Raw genomic sequence first — 21,866 nt, 5'->3', positions numbered from 1 at the left:
TTTGAATTCTGGGCACTCAGGTGAAATGCCTTGAATAACGCCTCCTAAACCATTGATTCAGCTAGCTAAAGGGTCTCGATCGCCATCGCGGTGGCTTCTCCGCCGCCAATGCAAATCGCGGCCACCCCACGCTTCAGGCCCTTCTGCCTGAGCGCCGATAACAAGGTCACCAGAATCCTCGCCCCCGAAGCCCCAATGGGGTGGCCCAGCGCACAAGCGCCGCCATTGACGTTGACCTTTTCATGGGGCAATCCAAGCGTGCTCATCGCAACCAACGCGACCACCGCGAACGCCTCATTGATTTCGAACAGATCCACGTCTTCCAGCGACCAGCCCGTGCGGGTCATGAGCTTTTCAATCGCCCCGATGGGGGCCGTTGGAAACAATCCAGGCTGGCTGGCATAGCCCGCATGCCCCCTTACCACCGCCAGCGGTTCGAGCCCGCGCCGCTCGGCCTCGGAACGGCGCATGAGTGTCAGGGCTGCGGCGCCGTCGGAGATCGAACTGGCGTTGGCGGCGGTCACCGTACCGCCCTCACGAAAGGCCGGTTTCAGCACAGGGATCTTCTCCAACCGCGCCTTTGGCGGCTGCTCGTCCTGGCTGACGATTTTCAGCTCTCGTCCTGTCGTAATGTGCAGCGGCACGATTTCGTCGGCGAAACGACCTTCGTTGATCGCCGCTTGCGCACGGGTCAACGAGGCGATGGCAAATGCATCCTGCGCTTCCCGGCTGAGGCCTTCGAGCGCGGCGCACGCTTCGGCGAAGGTGCCCATCAACCGCCCGCCCTCGTAGGCATCCTCGAGCCCGTCGAAGAACATGTGGTCGATGAGCTGGCCATGTCCCATGCGGTAGCCGCTGCGGGCTTTTTCGAGCAAATAGGGTGCGTTGGACATGCTTTCCATTCCGCCGGCGATGACGACGTCGGCGCTCCCGGCCAGCAACAGGTCGTGGGCCAGGATCGCCGCCTGCATACCCGAGCCGCACATTTTGTTCAGGGTGATGCATTGCGTGGCGTCGCTGAGGCCTGCGCCCAACGCCGCCTGGCGCGCCGGGGCCTGACCGAGCCCGGCGGACAAGACGCAGCCGAACAGGACCTGATCAACATCCGTAGAGGTCAGTCTTGCCCGCTCCACGGCGGCACGAATGGCGGCTGCCCCCAATTGCGGGGCGGTCAGGCTTTTCAACTCACCCTGAAAGCCGCCCATGGGGGTGCGGACGGCGCTGACGATCACGACCGGATCGCCATGGAAAGCATCACGTGGCTGGAATGACATGGTGCGACCTCCTCGGTTAGCGGGCAGCCATGCGCAACGCGCCGTCAAGTCGAATCACTTCGCCATTGAGCATGCTGTTTTCGATGATATGGCGAACCAGCGCAGCGTATTCGTCCGGTCTGCCCAACCGTTGCGGGAACGGAACGCCTGCTGACAGGGCTTCACGCACTTGTGGGGTCATCCCGGCCATCATGGGGGTTTCGAAAATGCCAGGAGCGATGGTCATCACCCGTATCCCCCAGCGGGCCAGTTCGCGGGCCGCCGGCAAGGTCAGGCTGGCGATCGCCCCCTTCGAGGCGGCGTAGGCGGCCTGGCCGATCTGCCCGTCGAAAGCGGCCACCGAAGCCGTGTTGATGATGACACCGCGCTCGCCGCCTTCTTCGGGCGTGCTTTCGGCCATGGCCACGGCAGCCAGGCGCAACAGATTGAAACTGCCGATCAGGTTGACGTTGATCACACGACTGAAACTGTCCAGTCGGTGAGGCCCCTCCTTACCCACAATCTTCTCGGCGCCGACGATACCTGCGCAATTGACCAGCCCATGCAACTGACCGAACGCAGTCAGCGCATCCTCGACCGCCGCCTGAGTGGCTTCAGGATCAGTGATGTCGGCGACACTGGCTCGGGCAGCCGGGCCGAGCTTGGCCCGTTGCGTCTCAAGCGCCTCGGCATTGACATCGACCAATAGAACATTGGCCCCCGCAGCGACCAACATGTCCGCCGTCGCTGCGCCCAGCCCGGACGCCCCACCACTGACCAGAAAGACCTTGCCTTGGATCTGCATGACGGTGTGTTCCTTACCCATTTCTTATTGGAGTGAGGAAATACTCCGCCCAGTCGGCAGGATGGGCAATAGTCAAAGCGCGCAGCGGGGGTGACGGTTTTAGCCACCCCGCGAAGCGCGACGCGATGGTCCGCTACAGCCCTCTGTCCCGTGGCTGGCCTTTGAGCATGCTCTCCAGCACGTCGTCGCGGCGCACCCAACCATGAAACAAAGCGGCGGCGAGGTGCGCCAGCACCGTGAGGAACAGCAGGTATGCGAGGTAGCGGTGGGCGGCGCGCAGCCAGGCGAAGGTTTCCGCATGCGTCGGGACGATCGACGGCAACCGGAGCGAGTGCCCCAGCATGACGGGATCGCCCGCCGCGGAAATCATCGCCCAACCAATCAACGGCATTCCCAGCATCAATGCGTAAAGCAGGTAATGCGAGAGCTTGGCCGCCAACACTTGCACCGCGGGAAGGTCCTCGGGCAACGGCGGCTGCCGGGTGCTGAAGCGCACCACCAGGCGCACGACCGCCAGAAGCAATATCGCGATGCCCAGCGGCTTGTGAATGTTCAACAACCACTCGTGCCGTTCTGACACCGACGCCACCATGCCGGCGCCGATGAACAACATGGCAATGATCATCAACGCCATCAGCCAATGCAGCAGGCGGGCCAGCGGCGCGAAGTGCGAAGTGGGCGTGCTCATGGCTGTTTCTCCTGGGTAGGGGTGGCTGATAACTGGTCGACTTCTCCGGTGCGCCGCATGTAGGAGGCCGCGTAGGCCGCAGACCGCGCGGCAAGCAATGGGTCATCCGACCCTTCGATGCCATCGGGCAGGATCAGCGGGTCATAGTTGATGTCGCGGCAGTCGCCAGTGAGTTGCGCGCTGTCGCGTTCGACCACCAACGTGCCGGCATTCACGGTCTTGTGCTCGCCTGGCCAGCTTTTCGACGCATCGCCGGTCGGGTCCTGCGGGTTGGCCAGCGTCAGGACCAGATCCCAGCGCTGAGGGCCGCTGGCGAGCCTTTCAGTCAAGTCTTGCTCCAGGTAATCCTTGGCGTCCGGGGCGGGGGCATCCCCTTTCGCGTGCGGGACCAGGCTCCAGCGCACGGCCTGACGCTTGCCGGCCTTGTCCAGCAGTTCGAACGCATTGACGCTGTTATAGGTCTCGGTCACGAAACTGGCGGACGGCTTGGCCGTCTTGACCCAGGCCAGAAAAGGCTGGGCCTCGGGGTGGGCGGCAAAGAACGCGGCGGGTTTGGCTGGATCGGGCTTGCCCGTCTTCGGATCCGGCGCGGTCGCCTTCTGCAGATCGATGAACGCCTGCGGCGTGCCCACCGGAAAGACGGGCATGCTGTTCATCCCGCTGCGCCACTGCTGGCCGTTGGGTTGAGTGAACTGCACCGCGAAACTGCGAATGGGTGCCGCGCTGTCGGGTGAATAAGGATTACCCGTAGGCAATGCCAGGCGACCGATCACGGGTGTGCGGCCGGATGCGAACACTTCGGCGCGGGACAGCGCGGACGCCGCCCCGTTGCTCTCAAAATAACCTGCAACGCAGACCCCTTTGGGGTGATTGCGGCGATACCCGGGGTGAATGCCGTTGTTATGCTCGAATACGTCCACCACGCGCGCCGGGGTCAGGCGTTGAGGATCGAGACTGCCATTGACATAGGCGAACGCACTGGCGACCACCAGTACCACCAGCCCGATACCGGCCAGACGAACGAATTTCTGTGAGGTGCTCAACGGGGGCTTGCGGGGGTGCGGCGGCTGTCGGTCAATCATCGGTTACACTCCGGGCCTTCGGCCTCTATCAATGGATGTCGCGGTGAGACGCTGGGCGCACCGCGTTATTCCTTCAAACGCACTTTATTTTTTTCGCGATGGAATATCTCTTTTCGGCCGTCGTCTGTCAGCTATACGAACCGAGCGATCCGGGAATCTCCTGATGAACGATGTGGACGATCAACTGCGCCTGCTCTTGCCTCGGCTGCGCCGCTTCGCGGTGTCACTGACCCGCGACGCCAGCAGCGCCGACGACTTGGTGCAGTCGAGCCTTGAAAAAGCGCTGTCTGCCTGGGACAGCAAACGGCCTGAAGGCGATCTGCGCGCCTGGCTGTTCTCCATTCTTTATAGGCAATTTCTCGACGCCCATCGGCGCTCGCGTCGCTACAGCCGTATGCTCGAGTTATTCACCGGGGGCAAAGAGGAGCCATTCGAGCCGTCCGTGGAGCGCACGGTCGTGGCACAGACCACGCTGCAGGCCTTCGAGCGTCTCAACACCGAGCAGCGGGCGCTGTTACTCTGGGTGTCGGTCGAAGGCTTGAGTTACAACCAAGTGGCCGAAATTCTCGGTGTCCCGGTGGGCACCGTCATGTCGCGCCTGTCCCGCGCGCGCCAGGCTTTGCGCCTGCTTAGCGAAGGCGAAATCACCACCCCTGCCCTGCGGATACTGAAATGATCACCCTGCCCCCCTCCGAACGCGACCTGCACGCTTACGTCGACGGCCTGCTCAACGAGGCCGATCGACAGACACTGGACACCTACCTGGCTGCTCATCCTGAATTGGCCGAGCAGGTGATGGCCTGGCAACGGGATGCACAAAGCCTGCGTGCGGCCCTGAGCGGCGACTTGCATCGCCCGCACAACCCCGCACTGGACCCGACCTTGATTCGCCAGCGCATGCGCCGTAACCGCACCCGGCATCTCGCAACCGCAGCGGTGCTGCTGATGGCTGTGAGCATCGGCGGTATCAGCGGCTGGCAAGCACGGGAGATGACCTTCAATAGCGCTGCGCTGCCCATGGCCGATGCCGTCCAGGCGTATCGCATGTTCGCGGTGGGCGGTGCCGTCGCCTCCGACTGGAACCCGGCCAAGGCGAGTGACGTGCAAGTCTGGCTGGACGACCATTTCGCTCAGGCCAGCCGCCTGCCGGATCTTCAATCAGCAGGTTTCAAACCGGTCAGCGGACGCCTGACCAGCACCGAACAGGGCGCCGCCGCGATGGTGGTGTACAAAGACGCACAAGGCCGCACGTTGAGCTTTTACATCCGCCCGCCTGGCGAACGTTATCGCCTGCTCTCGCCTGGATCCCGTCGGGACGGCGAGCTGCAGGCAGATTACTGGTCCGCGGCGGGCTACAACTACGCCATGGTCGGCCCGGCCGACGACCCGGCTGCCCAGGCCGCGCGACACGCGCTGAAAAAGCATTCCATCTGACCGAAGACCGTTCCGCCGCCTGGTCGCCGTTCGAGCGGCGGCCAGGTGGCAAGGCCAGCGCCTGGATCAGAAGATGTAGTCGGTGGTCAGGAAGGTCGAGTCGCGGTTGTGGATGATGTCGCTGATCAGTGCCTTGTTGCTTTCCTGGAACTTGGTGGCCACCAGTGTACGGATCGAAAACACCCGCAACGCATCGTGCACCGAGAGTGTTCCCTCGGCCGAATTTTTGCGGCCATTGAACGGGAAACTGTCCGGGCCGCGCTGGCACTGAGCATTGATGTTGATGCGGCCGACCTGGTTGGCGAACGCATCCACCAGACGCCCGACTTGCTTGGGGTCGTTGCCGAAGATGCTCAATTGCTGACCGAAATCCGAATCGAGCACGTATTCGATCACGTCTTCCAAGTCGCGGTAGGCCACCACCGGCACCACCGGGCCGAACTGCTCCTCGTGATACACCCGCATCTCTGGGGTCACCGGGTAGAGCACGGCCGGATAGAAGAATTGGCGATGGGTCGTCGCGCCCCCTTCATTCACGACCATGGCACCTTTGCTCAGGGCATCATCCACCAGCCCCTGCAGGTAATCGGTCTTGCCCGGTTCAGGCAGTGGCGTCAGCGAAACGCCCGGCTCCCAGGGCATGCCTGGTTTCAATTGGGCGAGCTTCTCCTCGAATTTTTCAAGGAAACTGCCGACCACGTTTTCGTGGACGAACAGAATTTTCAGTGCCGTGCAGCGTTGGCCGTTGAACGACAGCGAGCCGGTGATGGCCTCGGAAACGGCGTTGTCCAGGTTCACATCTGGCAGCACGATGCCGGGGTTCTTCGCGTCCAGGCCCAGCGCTGCGCGCAGGCGGTGGGGTTTGGGGTGGAGCTTTTTCAGCGCACTGGCCGCCTTGTTGGTGCCGATGAACGCGAACACGTCGATCTTGCCGCTGGCCATCAGCGCGCTGACGGTCTCCCGTCCGCTGCCGTAGATGACGTTGATCACCCCGGCCGGGAAACTGTCGCGGAAGGCTTCGAGCAGTGGACGAATGAGCAGCACGCCGAATTTCGCGGGCTTGAACACCACCGTGTTGCCCATGATCAGCGCGGGAATGAGCGTGGTGAAGGTTTCGTTCAGCGGGTAGTTATACGGCCCCATGCAGAGGGTCACGCCCAACGGCACGCGGCGGATCTGGCCCAGGGTGTCCTGTTCCAGTTCGAAACGGCTGGAGCGGCGATCCAGCTCCTTGAGGGCATTGATGGTGTCGACGATGTAATCGCAGGTGCGGTCGAACTCTTTCTGCGAGTCCTTCAGATTCTTGCCGATCTCCCACATCAGCAGCGTGACCACGGCCTCGCGCTGTTCGCGCATCTTCTTGAGGAACGTTTCCACGTGGTGGATGCGGTCCGCGACACGCAGGGTCGGCCACGCGCCCTGCCCGCGATCGTACGCCTTGACGGCTGCCTCGAGGGCGGTCATCGAGGTGTCGGCGTCCATCAAAGGCGTGCTGCCCAACACGACGGACTCCAGCCCCGCATCGGTCTTCAATGAAACCGGGCTGAGCACGGGCGCCAAAGGCCCGGCCCATTGCCGCAGTTCACCGTCGACGAGGTACTCGCGCTGCTCGATCACAGGCCCCGCGCGGAACTGTTCAGGGATTTCATCGGCGCGTGGATACAGGTTGTCCAGGCGGTTTTGCAGGGTCATTTCTCGTTACCTCTTTCAGTCGACAAGGGTGCGAACGACACTACGCCACAGCCGGGGCGGAATGAAAAGCGCCGTGACACATGTCACGCGCCGGTGACACAGCCGCTTTCCACGGCGCTGCGCAGGCCTGTCGAGGGTTGAAGTGGCGACCAGCCACCTCAGTGGTCGAGTCCCCACGCCGCCCGTGGAGCATCCCCTCTCACACTGATCTGTGACCGGCACGGCGTTCATTGCGCGGACGAGGCCGCCGAATGCGACACAATACCCACGTGCCCCCTCGACATCTGTCGCACAAAAATGCTGTGCTACACCTGTTCACACCCTCTCGATCCAACCATTTCAGGGATGAAATCGTCCATGCGCATGAACATGCCCGTGACACAACAGGAACGCACTTTCGCAGCCAGCGAGCGCTTGATTTCCACCACCGATCTGAATAGCCACATCACCTATTGCAACGACGCTTTCGTCGCGTTGAGCGGCTTCACGCGGGAGGAGTTGATCGGCCAACCCCACAACCTGGTGCGCCACCCCGACATGCCGCCGTCGGTATTCGCCCATATGTGGGGCACGATCAAGCAGGGCAAGCCTTGGATGGGGGTGGTGAAGAACCGCAGCAAGAATGGCGATTTTTACTGGGTCAGCGCCTACGTCACGCCCATTTACGAAAATGGCAGGGTTGCAGGGTTCGAATCCGTCCGGTCCCTGCCGACCCGCGATCAGGTGCGTCGGGCCGAGGCGATCTACGCCAGGCTGCGCGCGGGTAAGCCAGCCGTTTCATCGCTCGGCACGGCGCTCTATCACCTGCTTCGTCAGCTTCCCCTGTTGATCGCCGTCCTGGTGGTCGGCGCATGCAGTTACCTGCTGCCCGCCCCTGCGACGCTCGCGGTGACACTGCTGACCTTGATCGCCTTGAGCGCCGTACTCCAATGGCGCCAGACGCACACCTTGAACGCCATCCTCAGCGCCCACCCCAAAGCCTTCGCCGACCCGTTGATTGCCCTGACCTACAGCGACAACCGAGGGCCACAGGCGCAACTGGACTTGGCGCTGCTCAGCGAAGAGGCCCGTTTGCAGACCGCGTTGACCCGGCTGGTGGACGCCGGCGAAAACGTCAAGCAGCGTGCCGGGCAATCCGCGAACCTCTCATCGCGCCAGGCCGAAGCACTGGACCAACAACGCAACGAGACCGATCAATCGGCAACGGCCATCCACCAGATGGCCGCCACGATCCAGGAAGTCACCCACAACGTGCAAAGCACCGCGCACGCCGCTCAGGAGGCCGACAGCCTGGCTCAGCAAGGAAGAGACCTGGCGGACGACAGCCTGTCGGCGATTCGCAACATGGCGCATTCGGTCGGTGAGATCGGCACGGCCGTGGGCGAGCTGGCAGAGGCAACGCACTCGATTGGCAGCGTCGTGGACGTGATCAACGCCATCGCCCAGCAAACCAATCTGCTGGCCCTCAACGCCGCCATCGAAGCGGCACGGGCAGGCGAACAAGGGCGCGGCTTCGCGGTGGTGGCCGATGAGGTGCGCTCATTGGCCTCCCGCACCCAAACGTCCACCGAGCAGATCCAGGGCATCATCGGCGAGCTGCGCGAAGGCGCCCACCGCGCCGTGGCCACCGCCGCGCGGGGCCAGGCCATGTCCCAGGAAAGCGTCAGCAGCGTCGAAGCCGTTCAACAGGCCTTGCGCGGCATCAGTGAGGCGGTGACCCGCATCACCGGCATGAGCCAGCAGATGGCCTCGGCGTCGGAGCAGCAAACCCATGTCGCCGAGAGCATCAACCAGCAGATCAGCCGCATCGCGCAGTTGTGCGACCAGAGCGCGGGCCAGGCCCAGCAAGGCTCGAGTATCAGCCGGGAACTGGAACAGATGGCGCACTATCTGCACAGCCTGGCAGAGCGGTTCAACCGCTGAGTGCTCGACGCACCGCCCCTCAACCCCTCAGCCCCTCAAGACTGCCGTGGCACGGGGCCGGCCACCGGCCCCCTCTGCCGGTCAGTCACTGGCACTGCGGCATGAACGTTGGCCGCTGACGCCTGGCCGGCCTGTGTGCAGGCCACGAAGTCTTCCTTGCGCAGGATCGCCAGCGCCACCAGCGACGCCACGCCGGTGCCCACGTAGAAATACCAGGGCGAAGCGATGTCGCCGGTTCGCTGAATCAGCCACGTCGAGATCAACGGCGCACTGCCGCCGAAGGCCGCCACGGGGACGTTGTACGCCACGGCAATACCGGTCGAGCGGATACGGGTGGGCAACAGCTCACTCATCGTGGCGTAGGTAGAGGATGCGTAGAGCCCGAACAGAATGGCCACCGCCATCAGCGGCCAGATGAACGACTCCGGGGTCGCGGTCGCCGCCGAGTGGAAAAACCAATACATCGCCAGTGTCGCCAATGTCCCGACCACCATCAGGAACGGCTTGCGTCCGTAACGATCCGTGAACGCCCCGCCCAGCGGCATGACAAAGGCGGCTGCCAGGCTGGCGATAAACACATAGAACAAGGTGGTACCGCTGTCGAACTTCAGCAGACGGGACATGTAGGTGGAGGCGAACGTCAACACCAGGTAGAAGATCGAGCTGTGCAGGGTGATGATGAAAAACACCAGTGCAATCGCCCGTTTCCATTGCCAGACCTCGCGCAATGGCGCCTTCGACGTCTCGCCCGCCCGCTGCAGCGCGAGGAATTCCGGGCTGTCTTCCAGCTTCAGGCGGATATACATCGATATCAGGCCCATGGGCCCTGCCAGCAGAAACGGGATGCGCCAGCCCCATGATTGCATCGCCTCCGCGCCCAACCCCCACGTCATGCCGTTGGCCACGGCACCGCCCAGCAACAACCCCAGCACGGCTGTCACCATCAGCCAGCAGGTGGCGAATCCACGTCGGCCGGGGCCGGCATATTCGGAAATGAAGCTGGTGATGGTGCCGATTTCGCCGCCCGCGGAAAATCCCTGGAGGCAGCGGATCAGGATCAACATCACCGGTGCCGCGAGACCGATCGCCGCGTACGTCGGCAACAACCCCAGCAGGCAGGTCGAGCCGGCCATCAGGACCAACACGGTAATCAAGGTTTTGCGGCGCCCGATCCTGTCGGCCAGCGGACCAAAAAACAGGCCGCCCAGCGGGCGAATGAAGAAGCTCAAGGCAAAGGCCGCGAAGCTGCTGAGCAAGCTGGTCATCGGGTCGTCGGAGACGAAAAATGCCTGGCCAATGTACACCGCCAGGAACCCATACACCCCATAGTCGTACCATTCGATCAAGTGGCCGGAAATCGCGCCGACGAACGCGCGACGACGCTGGCGAGCGGGGTTGCGTTGTTGAGTAGCCATTGTTGTATTCCTGTCTTTTGTTGTTATTGAAGGAACCATCAGAGGGCGGCGGATCAGCTCATGGCCAGCGGATCGCTGCGGTTGCGCAGCCTTGCGCGCAGGTCTGTCTTGAGCACCTTGCCATAGCTGTTTTTCGGCAATTCGCTGCAGAACAGGTACTTCTTGGGCTTCTTGAACGAGGCCATGCGGGAAACGAACCAAGCGTTGAGCGCCTCATGGCTCAACGTGCCGTGTTCGCGGGGTACGACGAACGCCACCACCGATTCGCCCCATTCGGCATCCTGTTCGCCGACCACGCAGACCTCGAAGACACCCGGATGCAGCGCGAGCACTTCCTCGACTTCACGGGGGTACACATTGCTGCCCCCGGAAATGATCACGTCCTTGGAGCGGTCGGTCAGGGTCAGGTAGCCGTCGGCATCCAGGTAGCCGATGTCGCCGGTATACAGCCAACCGTCCACTCGCGTTTCGGCGGTCGCGGCTTCGTTGCGCCAGTAACCTTGCATGACCGTCGCGCCACGCACGGCAATTTCACCGGGCTGGCCATGGGGTAATGGCTGACGCTGCCCATCGACCACGCGGATCTCGACGCACGACTGCACCGTCCCGACCGAGGCCGCCCGCCTTTCCCACTGCGGATGGGCCCGGTCGGCGATGGCCTCGCGGCTCAACGCGCTGACCGTCATCGGGCTCTCGCCCTGACCGTAGATCTGCACCAGTCGGGGGCCGAAAACGTCCAGCGCCTGCTGCAGATCGGCCAGGTACATCGGTGCGCCGCCGTAGACGACGGTCTTGAGGCCCTCTCCGGAATAACCGTGCTCACGAGCGCCTTCAACCATGCGCTTGACCATCGTCGGCGCGGCGAACAGGGTGACCTGACCCAGCGCCATCGCCAGGTCGAACACCTCAGTCGCCTTGAACCCCCGGGACACCGGCACGACGTGGCGTGCGCCATGGCGAACATGGATGAAGTTGTACAACCCCGCACCGTGTGACATGGGCGCGGCGTACACCACAGCGTCGCCGGCGTCGACCCGGTCAACGTCAACCGGGTAACACAGCGACATCGCCGTCAAGTTGCCGTGGGACAACATCACCCCCTTGGATCGGCCGGTGGTGCCGGAGGTGTAAAACAGCCACGCCAGGTCGTCGACGTCGCGCGGTACCGGATGCTGGAGGCCATCGATTACTTGGCGTTCGAGCGGTCGCACCCACTCAGCCTCGTTTGGCAGCAGGCCGTCACGCTCGCGGCAGCGTTCAGGCAACACGGCCGGCGGAAAGGTCTGGCCCTCGTCAGTGAACACCACGCGCGCTTCGGCGTTGCCCAGAATCCACGCGGCCTCGGCGACATGCAGTTTGCAGTTGATTGGCACCGCCACGGCCCCGGCCCACCAGATCGCGTAGAGCAATTCGAGATAGTCACAGCTGTTCTTCATGAACAACGCAACGCGATCACCCGGACGCACGCCGTCCCACTCCATCAGGCTCAGCGCGCGAACCTTTGACCGGGCAGCGAATTCGGCATAATCCGCCACCTGACGGGCGCCCTGGAACAGCGCGGGGCGGTCCGGCCACCGGGAGGCGGACTGATCCAGCCAATTGGCAATGTTCATCCTCAGGCCCTCCGCGCTTGCAACACCGTGGCGTAATTGGCTACGGCCATCCCGCCCATGTTGAAGACCAGCCCGAACTCCGCGTAGGGCACGCCCAGCCCGATCGGCTCGCCAGTCAACTGACGGAACGCGAGCGCATGCATCGACACACCCGTGGCGCCGACGGGATGCCCCTTGGCCTTCAGGCCGCCGGAAAGGTTGACCGGGAGCCGGCCGCCCGGCAGGACAATGCCCTCATCCAACGCCCGATGCCCTTCCCCTCTTGGCGCCAGGCCCATGGCTTCGTAGATCAGCAATTCAGCGATGGTGAAGCAGTCGTGCACTTCGGCGAAGTGCAGGTCCGTCAGCGTGACGCCGGCGGCATTCAACGCGCCCTGAATGGCGCGCTGCGGCCCTTCGAAAGCCAGTATGTCCCGCTGGGCAATCGGCAGCAGGTCGTTGACCTGCCTGGTGCCACGCACTTGCACCTCTCGGCGGAATTGCCGTGCACGGGCTGGCGACGCCAGGATCACCGCGGCGGCGCCGTCGCTGATCAGCGAGCAATCGCTCAAACGCAGCGGCGCAGCAATCACCGGATTGCGCTCGGACACCGTGTTGCAATGCTCGAACGTCATTGCCCGATGCATGTGGGCCAAAGGGTTGTGCAGTGCGTTGTCGTGGTTTTTCGCGGCGATCACCGCCATGGCGGCAAGGGGATCCTGATAGCGGCTCTGATAGCGGGCTGCGGCCACGCCGAACACCTGTGGAAAGCTCAGCGCGGCCTCTTCCACATCGTTCTGGTAGCCAGCACCGGCCAGCGCGCGGGTGACCTGAGCGGTCGAGTTGTCGGTCATTTTCTCGGCGCCGACCACCAGTACCAGCTCCGCCGCCCCGGACAGAATCGCCTGGATGCCCGCGTGCAAGGCGGCCGAACCCGAGGCGCAAGCGTTCTCGCAACGGGTGGCAGGCTTGAAGCGCAACGCCGGGTCGGCTTGCATCACCAGCGAAGCGGGGAAACCATCGGGCACCATGCCGGAATTGAAATGGCCGAGGAATATCGCGTCGATCTCGCTGGCATCGATCGCCGCGTCCTCCAACGCTTCGCGGCTTACCTGGACGATCAGGTCTTCCAGCGTCAGGCCGTCCAGGCGTCCGAACCGGCTGTGACCGGCGGCAACGATGGAAACGGAGTCTTGAGTCATTGTTATGCTCCTGCGCAATCAGCGAAGTCTTACAATGACCCACGACAAAGCCCGCTCACCAGTTCGTGCAACTACGTATAGGGATCCGTAGTCGGCCTGACGGATACTGGTTCGGGCGAACGAGAAAAACAGAGCGAGTGAGCGACATGAGAGCCCCGGCCGATCAACTTCAAGACCTGGAGCGTCTGGCGTTTCAGGTATCGCCTGCGCCTCAGGTGATCACCGGCAATCGACGGATGCTGGACTTCAACGATGCCTTTCTGAAGCTGTTCGGCTACCAGCGTGACGACCTCGCCGATCAATTGATTCTCAAACTGTACCCGTCGCAGGCGGACTACCAGGCCATCGGCGAGCGCAGCCTGAGCTGGCTGCGCAACGCTCGCAACGGGGCGTACTCGGACGAACGCTTCATGCAGCATCGCAGCGGCGAGGTGTTCTGGGCGCGGGCCAATGGCTACACCCTGACGCCGGAGGAGCCGTTCGCTTTGATGGTCTGGCATTTCGAGCGAATGGATCGAACGTTTCGCCCCACGGTCAACCTGACACCGCGGGAGCGGGAAATTTCGGCCCACATCGTCAACGGGCTGACCTGCAAGGAAGTGGCGCGCAAACTGTCGATCTCGCACCGCACGGTCGAGGTGCACCGCGCCCGCTTGATGAAGAAGCTTCAGGCTCGGAACAGTGCTGAACTGGTGTCGAAGATCATTGTGCTGCGTTGACGCAGGTGCCCTGGCTCACTCGGCCCCGCCATCAGCCGGACTTCGGCCCTCAGCGTGCCATTGCCGTTCAATGCGGCCCCGGGCCGGGTCCCAACAGCGCCTTCACCCGAGTCAGGACGACCTGCAGATCAAAAGGTTTGTCGAACACTTCCACGAACAGATCAGGCCGCGCCAGGCCCAGATGCGCCTGCGCGCCGCTCATCAGCATGATCGGCAACGTCGACAGGGTCTTGTGCCCGCGCACCGCTTCAGCCAGTTCAATGCCGTTCATGCCCGGCATCATGTAGTCGGTGATGATCAAGTGCGGGCGCTCCCGCTCCAGAATGCTCAACGCTCGCTGGCCACTGCCCGCGGTAACGGTCAGATAGCCCTCGTCTTCAAGCGCGAAGCTCAGGATGTCGGCGATCAGGTACTCGTCGTCGACAATCAGAATCGTGCTCATAGCGGTCTCGGTCCGATCGACCCGGTGCACACCGGGTCGCAACCTCGCCCATCACACGTAATTGGTATCACCAAGGGCATCGAAATGAACCTTTTTCACGTCCAGACCCTGATTGCCGATCACTACTTCCAGCAACGCGGGGTCGTAGGGGTTGTCTCTGATTTTGAGAATCGACAGTTGCCGCTTCAGCTCAGCCGGCTCCTGAACGAAACGCAGCAGCAGAAGATTGTCGACGATACCTGACAGGTCCGGCGCCGGAGCATCGATTTCACCGCCCAGCAAGCTCCGGACTTCCCAGGACGCCAGAACCGTGACATTACGGGCACGCAGCTCGCTCATCAGCGCGGTGTACAAATCCAGTACCCGGCTTTTGTCGGCCGCCGCGCGGCCCATGCCACCCAGGCTGTCGAGGAAGACCCGTTTGATGGACTTTTCTTCGACGGTGCGCAGCAACTCCAACGCCACCTTGTCGATCAGTTCGGTGGTGATGGATTTCCACATGAGGGTCAATGCGCCGGACTGTTCCATCGCCGGGAAGTCCAGCCCCAGGGCGGCGGCTTTGAGGCGCACGCGTTGGGGTGATTCGTAAAAACCGAAATGCAGGCCGGGTTCCTGGGGGGTGGACTGCCCGAGAAACGACAGGCCGAAACAGGTCTTGCCCGAGCCAGAGGGGCCGACCAGCAGAGTGACGGACGATGTCGTCAGGCCGCCGCCGATCAGCGGGTCCAGACTGGGCAGGCCGCTGGGGATCAGCGTGAACCGGTCGCTATCGCGCATTGCGGAATAGGTGATGGTGCTCTCCAGACGCGGATAGACCACCAGTCCGTCGTCAGTGATTTCACACTCATGCGCGCCGGGAATGGCGCCGCTGCCACGGGTCTTGCGCATCTTGATGCGACGAATCGACCGGGAACCCACCAGTTCTTCGCCCAACTCCAATACGCCATCGACCATGGTGTGCTCGGGGCTGCCGTCGTCCAGTTGCGAGCTGGTGAGGAAGAACACGGTGCATCCGGCAAACGCCGCATGGCCCTGCAATTCGGAAATGAAACGCTTGGTGTTCAACGACGAGTCGGCCTTGGATCGAGCATTGAGCAGGCCGTCGAGAATCATCACGGTGGACTTCTGACGGAAGATCTCCCGGCGCAGCAGCTTGACCACTTCCTCCAGCCCGTCGTTTTCCATGGTGTCGAACGCACTGACGAACTGGATCTGGTCGCCAATCCGATCGCGGTCGAAAAAGCTCAGCGTCGAAAGGAACTGAAACAACCGTTCATGGGGTTCCGCCAACAAGGTGGCGAACAGCACGCGCCCCCCCGAACGGGCATGGTTGAAGCCGATCTGGTTGGCCAGGATCGTCTTGCCCGACCCCGGCCGCCCTTGAATGATGTATGAAGACCCGGCGACGAAGCCGCCCTTCAGCAGCTCGTCCAAACCTGGAATTCCGCTCTGAAGGCGTTGTAGCTGATTCAAATGTGCTTCCTCCGCCATTGTTCGTCAGCGGTGCGTACGATTGCGCACGACGAAAAGCGCATTCTTCCGTGTTTGGCGTGTCTTTCCAAGAACAATCATTCATCGTGCATCACGCGACGGGCGATCGCGACGTCGCGGACCTCGCGACAGCGACCAGACCGCCTCCGCCAGCGCCGCGATTCATGCCTGTTGCCAATACCCTTCTCGGTTATACACCTCTTTGAGGAAAGCGATGAAGAATCGCACCTTGGCAGGCAAATAATGCTGCTGAGGGTACACCCCCTGAATGTCGTAGCTAGGCAACGCATACTCATCGAGTACCGTCACCAGCGCCCCGCTTTCCAACTCGTTCTGAATCTCCCAGGTGGATCGCCAGCAGAGCCCCAACCCTTGTTTGGCCCAGTCGTATAACAACTCACCGTCATTGCAATAGAGGTTGCCGGCTACTTTGATCGCGACCTGTTTGCCGTCGCGCTGAAACGTCCAGCCGCGATGCTGGCCGCCCTGGAGGTTGAACGACAGGCAATTGTGCCCCGCCAGGTCTTCCAGGGTCAGCGGCAGGCCATGGGCTGCGAAATACGCCGGTGATCCGCAAACCACCCGTTTATTGGCGAACAACTTGATTGCCACGTAGTTGGGGTCGAGCACTTCGCCGATGCGAATGCTCATGTCGTAGCCCTCGCGGACCAAGTCGACCACGTTGTCCGTGAGGTTGAACGACAGTTGCAGGTCGGGGAACCGTGCCTGGAATTCCGGCGCATGGGGCGCCACATGCTGGCGCCCGAACCCCGCGGGAGCGGAGACGACCAGGTGCCCGCGTACGCTGCTTTCATTTTCGCTGATGCTGGCGTCCAGCTCTTCGAAGGCCTGCAACACCGTCTTGGCGGTCTCCAGGTACGACTCCCCCGCATCGGTGAGCGTCAGGCCGCGGGTGGAGCGGTGAATCAGCTTCACCCCCAGCCGCGCCTCCAGCGCACTCAGCCGCCTGCCCATGATGACGGGGGTCACACCCTCGACCAGTGCTGCGGCGGCAAAACTGCCCTGGGTGGCGACAAGGACGTAGCTGCGAACCTCTGTGTAACGGTCCATCCGATACTCCTGATATCGACAGAACTGCCATAAGCGGCAATTCCCAAACACTTCAAATCAAATCAGGCTAGCTACGTACAAAAGATACCGAGCCCATAACAACAATCAACGCGTTCAGGAGACTAACAAATGCCCCTCATGAGAGCCATCGAAGCCGCGGTTCTGGTGATGCGTCGCGAAGGGGTCGATACCGCATTCGGTATTCCCGGCGCCGCCATCAACCCGCTGTACGCGGCGTTCAAGAAAATCGGCGGCATCGACCACGTGCTGGCCCGTCACGTCGAGGGCGCGTCACACATGGCCGAGGGCTACACCCGCGCCATTGCGGGCCACATCGGCGTCTGCGTCGGCACATCGGGTCCAGCCGGCACCGACATGATCACCGGCCTTTACTCGGCGTCCGCCGACTCGATCCCGATCCTGTGCATCACCGGGCAGGCGCCCCGCTCGCGCCTGCACAAGGAAGACTTCCAGGCTGTGGACATCGCCGCCATCGCCTCGCCGGTGGCTAAATGGGCCACCACGGTCATGGAGCCGGGTCAGGTCCCCTACGTCTTCCAGAAAGCCTTCCAACTGATGCGCAGCGGGCGACCCGGGCCAGTGCTGATCGACCTGCCGTTCGACGTGCAGATGGCGGAGATCGAATTCGACATCGACGCCTACGAGCCGCTGCCGATCGCCAAACCTCAGGCCAGTCGCACGCAAATCGAGAAAGCGCTGACCCTGCTCAACACCGCGCAGCGACCGCTGATCGTCGCCGGCGGCGGCATCATCAACGCCGACGCGTCGGACGCTTTGGTGGAGTTCGCCGAGCTGACCGGCATTCCGGTGATCCCGACGCTGATGGGCTGGGGCGCGATCCCTGACGACCATCCGCAGATGGCCGGGATGGTTGGCCTGCAGACGTCACACCGCTATGGCAACGCCACCTTGCTGGCATCGGACTTGGTGCTGGGTATCGGCAACCGCTGGGCTAACCGACACACCGGTACCGTGTCGGTGTACAGCGAGGGCCGCACCTTTATCCACGTCGATATCGAGCCGACGCAGATCGGTCGCGTGTTGATGCCCGACCTGGGCATCGTGTCCGACGCGGGAGCTGCGCTGGCGATGTTTTTGGAGGTCGCGCGTGAATGGCACACCGCAGGGAAACTGAAGAACCGTGCCGAGTGGCTTGCCAGTTGTCAGGCGCGCAAGCGCACGATGCAGCGCAAGACGCACTTCGACGACGTGCCAGTCAAGCCGCAGCGGGTGTACGAAGAGATGAACCGGTACTTCGGCAAGGACACCTGTTACGTCAGCACCATCGGTTTATCGCAGATCGCAGGGGCGCAGTTTCTTCATGTCTACAAGCCGCGTCATTGGATCAACTGCGGTCAGGCGGGCCCGCTGGGCTGGACCATTCCCGCGGCACTGGGCGTGGTCAAGGCCGACCCGCGCCGGCGTGTGGTGGCGCTCTCGGGTGACTACGACTTTCAGTTCATGATCGAGGAACTGGCCGTGGGCGCGCAGTTCAAGCTGCCATACATCCATGTCGTGGTGAACAATTCTTACCTGGGCCTGATCCGCCAGGCGCAGCGCAACTTCGACATTGATTATTGCGTGCAGCTCTCGTTCGACAACGTCAATGCGCCGGAACTGGAAGGTTACGGCGTGGACCACGTCGCCGTCGCCGAGGGCCTGGGCTGCAAGGCACTGCGTGTCACCGACCCGGCGCACATCCAGGCCGCGTTCGCCGAAGCCTCGACCTTGATGCAGCAGCACCGCGTGCCGGTGGTGGTCGAGGTGATCCTCGAACGCGTCACGAACATCGCCATGGGCACCGAAATCAACGCCATCAACGAATTCGAATCGCTGGCCGAAACCGGCGCCGACGCCCCGACCGCCGTCAGCCTGCTGGACTGACCGCTGAACCGGCACCCAACCCGCAAGAAAAGGAGCACGCCATGCCACGTTTCTGCGCCAACCTGTCCATGCTGTTTACCGAGCTGGACTTTCTGCAACGCTTCCAAGCCGCCGCCAACGCTGGCTTCAGCGCAGTGGAGTATCTGTTTCCTTATGACTTCAGTTCGGCGCACATCAAAGCCGAGCTGGACGCCCACGGCCTGAAGCAGGTGCTGTTCAACCTGCCCGCCGGGGATTGGGCCAAGGGTGAACGCGGCATCGCCTGCCACCCGGACCGCGTCGAAGAGTTCTATGCCGGCGTCGATCTGGCGATTGCCTACGCCAAAGTGCTGGGCAACACCCAGATCAACTGCCTGGCCGGCATAAAACCTCAAGGCTTCGACGACGCACTGATCGAAAAGACCTTCGTCGACAACCTCAGGTACGCGGCCGACCGGCTGCAGGCCAACGGCATCGACTTGGTCATGGAAATGATCAACACCCTCGACATTCCGGGGTTTTACCTGACCAGTACCGCCCAGGCGCTGGCCATACGCGACCGGGTCGGCAGCCGCAATCTGTCCCTGCAGTACGACATCTACCACATGCAGATCATGGAGGGTGACCTGGCCCGGACCCTGGAGAAGAACCTGCCGGTGATTCGCCATGTGCAACTGGCGGACAACCCCGGTCGTCACGAGCCAGGCACCGGCGAGATCAACTTCGGGTTTCTGTTCGCCCACCTGGACCGCCTGGGCTACCGCGGCTGGATCGGCTGCGAATACAAACCGCTGACCAGCACCGAAGCCGGGCTGGGCTGGCTCAAGACCCATAACCTGATCTGAAACGCCTGAATTGAAAAGAGAGGAACCTCACATGGCTAACATCGGTTTTATCGGCACCGGCATCATGGGCCAGCCCATGGCGGACAACCTACAGAAAGCAGGGCATCGACTGATCCTGTCCAGCCACTTCATCGCACCGCCCGAGGCCCTGGTAGACGGCGGCGCCACGGTGTTGAACAACCCCCGTGAAGTCGCCCAGGAAGCCGAATTCGTCATTGTCATGCTGCCCGACACCCCTCAGGTCGACGACGTACTGTTCGGCGAAAATGGCCTGAGCGAAGGGACCGGCCCCGGCAAGGTCGTGATTGACATGAGCTCGATCTCCCCCTCCGCCACCAAGCGCTTTGCCGAACGCATCACGGCCACGGGCGCGCAGTACCTCGACGCGCCGGTTTCCGGCGGCGAAGTGGGCGCCAAGGCGGCGACGCTCAGCATCATGGTCGGCGGCGAGCCCGGTACTTTCGAGCGCGCCTTGCCACTGTTTCAGGCCATGGGCAAGAACATCACCCTGGTCGGCGGCAACGGCGATGGCCAGACGGCCAAGGTGGCGAACCAGATCATCGTTGCGTTGAACATTCAGGCGGTGGCCGAAGCGCTGCTGTTTGCGGCCAGGAACGGTGCCGATCCGGCCAAGGTCAGGGAAGCACTGATGGGCGGTTTCGCGTCGTCGAAGATTCTGGAAGTTCACGGCGAACGCATGATCAAAGGCACCTTCGACCCCGGCTTCCGGATCGCCCTGCATCAGAAGGATCTGAACCTGGCGTTGGAAGGCGCGAAAGAGTTGAGCCTGAACCTACCCAACACGGCCAATGCTCAACAGGTGTTCAGCACCTGTGCTGCCCTGGGCGGCAGTGGTTGGGACCACTCTGGATTGATCAAGGGGCTGGAGCATATGTCGAACTTCTCGATCCGCGCCGGCCAAACCGCGGATTGAGGGTGACAGCGCCAGGCGTCTCGTGCGAGCGCCTGGCGTCGTGAGCGTGGGAATCAGAAGACGTTGATCGGGTAATCCGCAATCAGGCGCAGTTCGTTGTTGTCGCCCTCTGCCTGATCGGCGTTGGCACGGTGGAAGGACTGGCGCATGCGCAGCGACAGATCCTTGGCCGGGCCGGACTGCACGACATACTTGGCTTCAATGTCGGTCTCGTGGTGCTTGCCGTCGTCGCCGTACCCATAGTTGACATAGGTACTGTTGGCCGGCATGTGAGAACCGTCGATGTTGTCGCCGGTGATGTAACGCGCCATGAAACTCAGCCCCGGCACGCCATAGCTGGCCATGTTCAAGTCATATCGAGCTTGCCAGGATTTTTCGCCAGGACCGTTGAAGTCGGAATATTGCACAGAGTTGGCGAGGAAGATGGAGTCCGCAGTGTCACCTGGGCCGTTAATTCCGAAGGCCACGTAGTCAAACGGCGTGTCGCCATGCACTTTCTGGTAGGCCAGGGTCAAGGTGTGAGCGGTCAGGAAGGAGTACGCCGCTGCCATCGACCACGTGGTGTTACTGATGTCGCCGGCCTTGGCGGAGCCTTCATCATTGGTGCGATAGATATTGAAATCCAGGTTGACGGACTGCGCGTCGGTAATAGCCTGGGTGTAGTTGATATTGGCGTAGTACTGGTCCCATACATCCTTCAGATTGGAGGCGTACAAGCTGGCTGTCAGGTTGTCGCTGAAAGCATATTTACCGCCGGCGTAATCGATGCTTGACGCCGTGACGCCCGCATAAGAGGCGTAGATATCGTGATCATGATTGGTGGTGACCGGTCCGTTGCCACCGGTGAAATGCCCACCATCGAGTTCAAGCCCGGCGATGTCGCTGCTCAGCAGGTTGAAGCCCGTCGCGGTCTGCGGGAACAGCCGCGAACCGCCCGCGGCGAAAACGGGCGCGGTGGGCATCAGGTCGCCGTAGCGCAGTTCGGTCTTGGAAATGCGCATCTTGATGGCGCCGCCGGCGGTGCCGTATTCGTCTTCGGGGTTGCCATGGCTGTCGACCGGCAGATTCCCGGTACCCGTGGTGCCGCCACCGCCATCGAGCTTGATGCCCCAGTAGCCGTAGGCGTCGACGCCAAAACCGACGGTGCCCTGGGTGAACCCTGAGCTGAAATTACCCAGTACCCCCTGCGTCCAGTCCTTGCGGTCAGGCGCGTGATCTCTGACGTCTCGGTTGAAATAGTAGTTCTTCAAGTGCACGGTCAGGCTGCTGTCTTCGACGAAGCCTTTGGCGTCGGCCTGATCGCTGACGACCCCCGCCGATGCCCATTGGCTCACGCCCAGCGAAACCGCCAGCGTTACGAGGTTCCACTTCACAAACGTCATTGTTATCCCCTG

The 21,866-nt window shown here is 62.4% G+C and carries 19 protein-coding genes; 7 read left to right on the top strand and 12 right to left on the bottom strand.

Annotation, left to right across the window (positions count from 1 at the left end; genetic code table 11):
* Positions 1–65 precede the first annotated feature (65 nt).
* From N5D61_RS15645 to N5D61_RS15630, 4 genes are all read right to left on the bottom strand, one after another.
* Entirely contained in the window at positions 66–1,274 is a 1,209-nt protein-coding gene (locus N5D61_RS15645; protein ID WP_279893453.1) for an acetyl-CoA C-acyltransferase, read from the bottom strand.
* A 16-nt stretch (positions 1,275–1,290) separates the two neighbouring features.
* Positions 1,291–2,058, bottom strand: coding sequence for a 3-hydroxyacyl-CoA dehydrogenase (locus tag N5D61_RS15640; protein ID WP_279893452.1), 768 nt, complete (start codon positions 2,056–2,058; stop codon positions 1,291–1,293).
* A 133-nt stretch (positions 2,059–2,191) separates the two neighbouring features.
* Complete coding sequence (locus N5D61_RS15635; protein ID WP_279893451.1) at positions 2,192–2,746, bottom strand: cytochrome b; 555 nt, start codon at positions 2,744–2,746, stop codon at positions 2,192–2,194.
* A complete protein-coding gene (locus N5D61_RS15630; RefSeq protein WP_279893450.1) occupies positions 2,743–3,828 on the bottom strand; it encodes a catalase family peroxidase in 1,086 nt (361 codons plus the stop codon). The genes N5D61_RS15635 and N5D61_RS15630 overlap by 4 nt, the downstream gene beginning before the upstream one ends.
* A 163-nt stretch (positions 3,829–3,991) precedes the next feature.
* Between N5D61_RS15630 and N5D61_RS15625 the strand changes: the two genes are divergently transcribed.
* Positions 3,992–4,504 carry a sigma-70 family RNA polymerase sigma factor gene (locus N5D61_RS15625; RefSeq protein WP_108240372.1) on the top strand — a complete coding sequence of 171 codons (513 nt, stop codon included), beginning with the start codon at positions 3,992–3,994 and terminating at the stop codon, positions 4,502–4,504.
* Positions 4,501–5,262 (top strand): anti-sigma factor, encoded by a 762-nt coding sequence (locus N5D61_RS15620; protein ID WP_279893449.1) that lies wholly within the window; start codon positions 4,501–4,503, stop codon positions 5,260–5,262. The genes N5D61_RS15625 and N5D61_RS15620 overlap by 4 nt, the downstream gene beginning before the upstream one ends.
* A gap of 66 nt (positions 5,263–5,328) precedes the next feature.
* Here N5D61_RS15620 and N5D61_RS15615 read toward each other — a convergent pair whose 3' ends face one another.
* Complete coding sequence (locus tag N5D61_RS15615) at positions 5,329–6,954, bottom strand: NADP-dependent glyceraldehyde-3-phosphate dehydrogenase (protein ID WP_279893448.1); 1,626 nt, start codon at positions 6,952–6,954, stop codon at positions 5,329–5,331.
* A 357-nt stretch (positions 6,955–7,311) separates the two neighbouring features.
* On the opposite strand from N5D61_RS15615, the gene N5D61_RS15610 reads away from it, so the two are divergent.
* Positions 7,312–8,877 carry a PAS domain-containing methyl-accepting chemotaxis protein gene (locus tag N5D61_RS15610; RefSeq protein ID WP_279893447.1) on the top strand — a complete coding sequence of 522 codons (1,566 nt, stop codon included), beginning with the start codon at positions 7,312–7,314 and terminating at the stop codon, positions 8,875–8,877.
* 35 nt (positions 8,878–8,912) lie between these two features.
* Here N5D61_RS15610 and N5D61_RS15605 read toward each other — a convergent pair whose 3' ends face one another.
* Genes N5D61_RS15605 through N5D61_RS15595 form a run of 3 tightly spaced genes read right to left on the bottom strand, consistent with a single transcriptional unit; the run spans position 8,913 to position 13,086 of the window.
* Entirely contained in the window at positions 8,913–10,292 is a 1,380-nt protein-coding gene (locus N5D61_RS15605) for an MFS transporter (RefSeq protein ID WP_279893446.1), read from the bottom strand.
* Positions 10,293–10,345: 53 nt separating this feature from the next.
* Positions 10,346–11,905, bottom strand: a complete 1,560-nt coding sequence (locus tag N5D61_RS15600) for an AMP-binding protein (RefSeq protein WP_279893445.1) — start codon at positions 11,903–11,905, stop codon at positions 10,346–10,348.
* Between the two features lie 2 nt (positions 11,906–11,907).
* Entirely contained in the window at positions 11,908–13,086 is a 1,179-nt protein-coding gene (locus N5D61_RS15595) for an acetyl-CoA acetyltransferase (protein ID WP_108240378.1), read from the bottom strand.
* Positions 13,087–13,232: 146 nt separating this feature from the next.
* Here N5D61_RS15595 and N5D61_RS15590 point away from each other — a divergent pair, with 146 nt between their 5' ends.
* Entirely contained in the window at positions 13,233–13,805 is a 573-nt protein-coding gene (locus tag N5D61_RS15590; RefSeq protein ID WP_108240379.1) for a LuxR C-terminal-related transcriptional regulator, read from the top strand.
* Between the two features lie 67 nt (positions 13,806–13,872).
* Here the strand turns inward: N5D61_RS15590 and N5D61_RS15585 are convergent, their stop codons facing one another.
* From N5D61_RS15585 to N5D61_RS15575, 3 genes are all read right to left on the bottom strand, one after another.
* Positions 13,873–14,247 (bottom strand): response regulator, encoded by a 375-nt coding sequence (locus N5D61_RS15585; protein ID WP_108240380.1) that lies wholly within the window; start codon positions 14,245–14,247, stop codon positions 13,873–13,875.
* Positions 14,248–14,298: 51 nt separating this feature from the next.
* Complete coding sequence (locus tag N5D61_RS15580; protein ID WP_177411137.1) at positions 14,299–15,738, bottom strand: ATPase domain-containing protein; 1,440 nt, start codon at positions 15,736–15,738, stop codon at positions 14,299–14,301.
* 162 nt (positions 15,739–15,900) lie between these two features.
* Complete coding sequence (locus tag N5D61_RS15575; RefSeq protein WP_108240381.1) at positions 15,901–16,809, bottom strand: LysR family transcriptional regulator; 909 nt, start codon at positions 16,807–16,809, stop codon at positions 15,901–15,903.
* Between the two features lie 129 nt (positions 16,810–16,938).
* Between N5D61_RS15575 and gcl the strand changes: the two genes are divergently transcribed.
* Genes gcl through N5D61_RS15560 form a run of 3 tightly spaced genes read left to right on the top strand, consistent with a single transcriptional unit; the run spans position 16,939 to position 20,472 of the window.
* Complete coding sequence (gene gcl, locus N5D61_RS15570) at positions 16,939–18,714, top strand: glyoxylate carboligase (protein ID WP_279893444.1); 1,776 nt, start codon at positions 16,939–16,941, stop codon at positions 18,712–18,714.
* Between the two features lie 41 nt (positions 18,715–18,755).
* Positions 18,756–19,538 carry a hydroxypyruvate isomerase gene (gene hyi / locus N5D61_RS15565; protein ID WP_108240383.1) on the top strand — a complete coding sequence of 261 codons (783 nt, stop codon included), beginning with the start codon at positions 18,756–18,758 and terminating at the stop codon, positions 19,536–19,538.
* A 31-nt stretch (positions 19,539–19,569) separates the two neighbouring features.
* Positions 19,570–20,472, top strand: coding sequence for a 2-hydroxy-3-oxopropionate reductase (locus N5D61_RS15560; protein WP_279893443.1), 903 nt, complete (start codon positions 19,570–19,572; stop codon positions 20,470–20,472).
* Positions 20,473–20,525: 53 nt separating this feature from the next.
* Here N5D61_RS15560 and N5D61_RS15555 read toward each other — a convergent pair whose 3' ends face one another.
* Positions 20,526–21,854 carry an OprD family porin gene (locus tag N5D61_RS15555; RefSeq protein ID WP_108240385.1) on the bottom strand — a complete coding sequence of 443 codons (1,329 nt, stop codon included), beginning with the start codon at positions 21,852–21,854 and terminating at the stop codon, positions 20,526–20,528.
* Positions 21,855–21,866 lie beyond the last annotated feature (12 nt).

The sequence above is a fragment of the Pseudomonas sp. GD03842 genome (assembly GCF_029841165.1).
Lineage (GTDB): Bacteria > Pseudomonadota > Gammaproteobacteria > Pseudomonadales > Pseudomonadaceae > Aquipseudomonas.
This window is presented reverse-complemented; position numbering and strand designations above follow the sequence as displayed.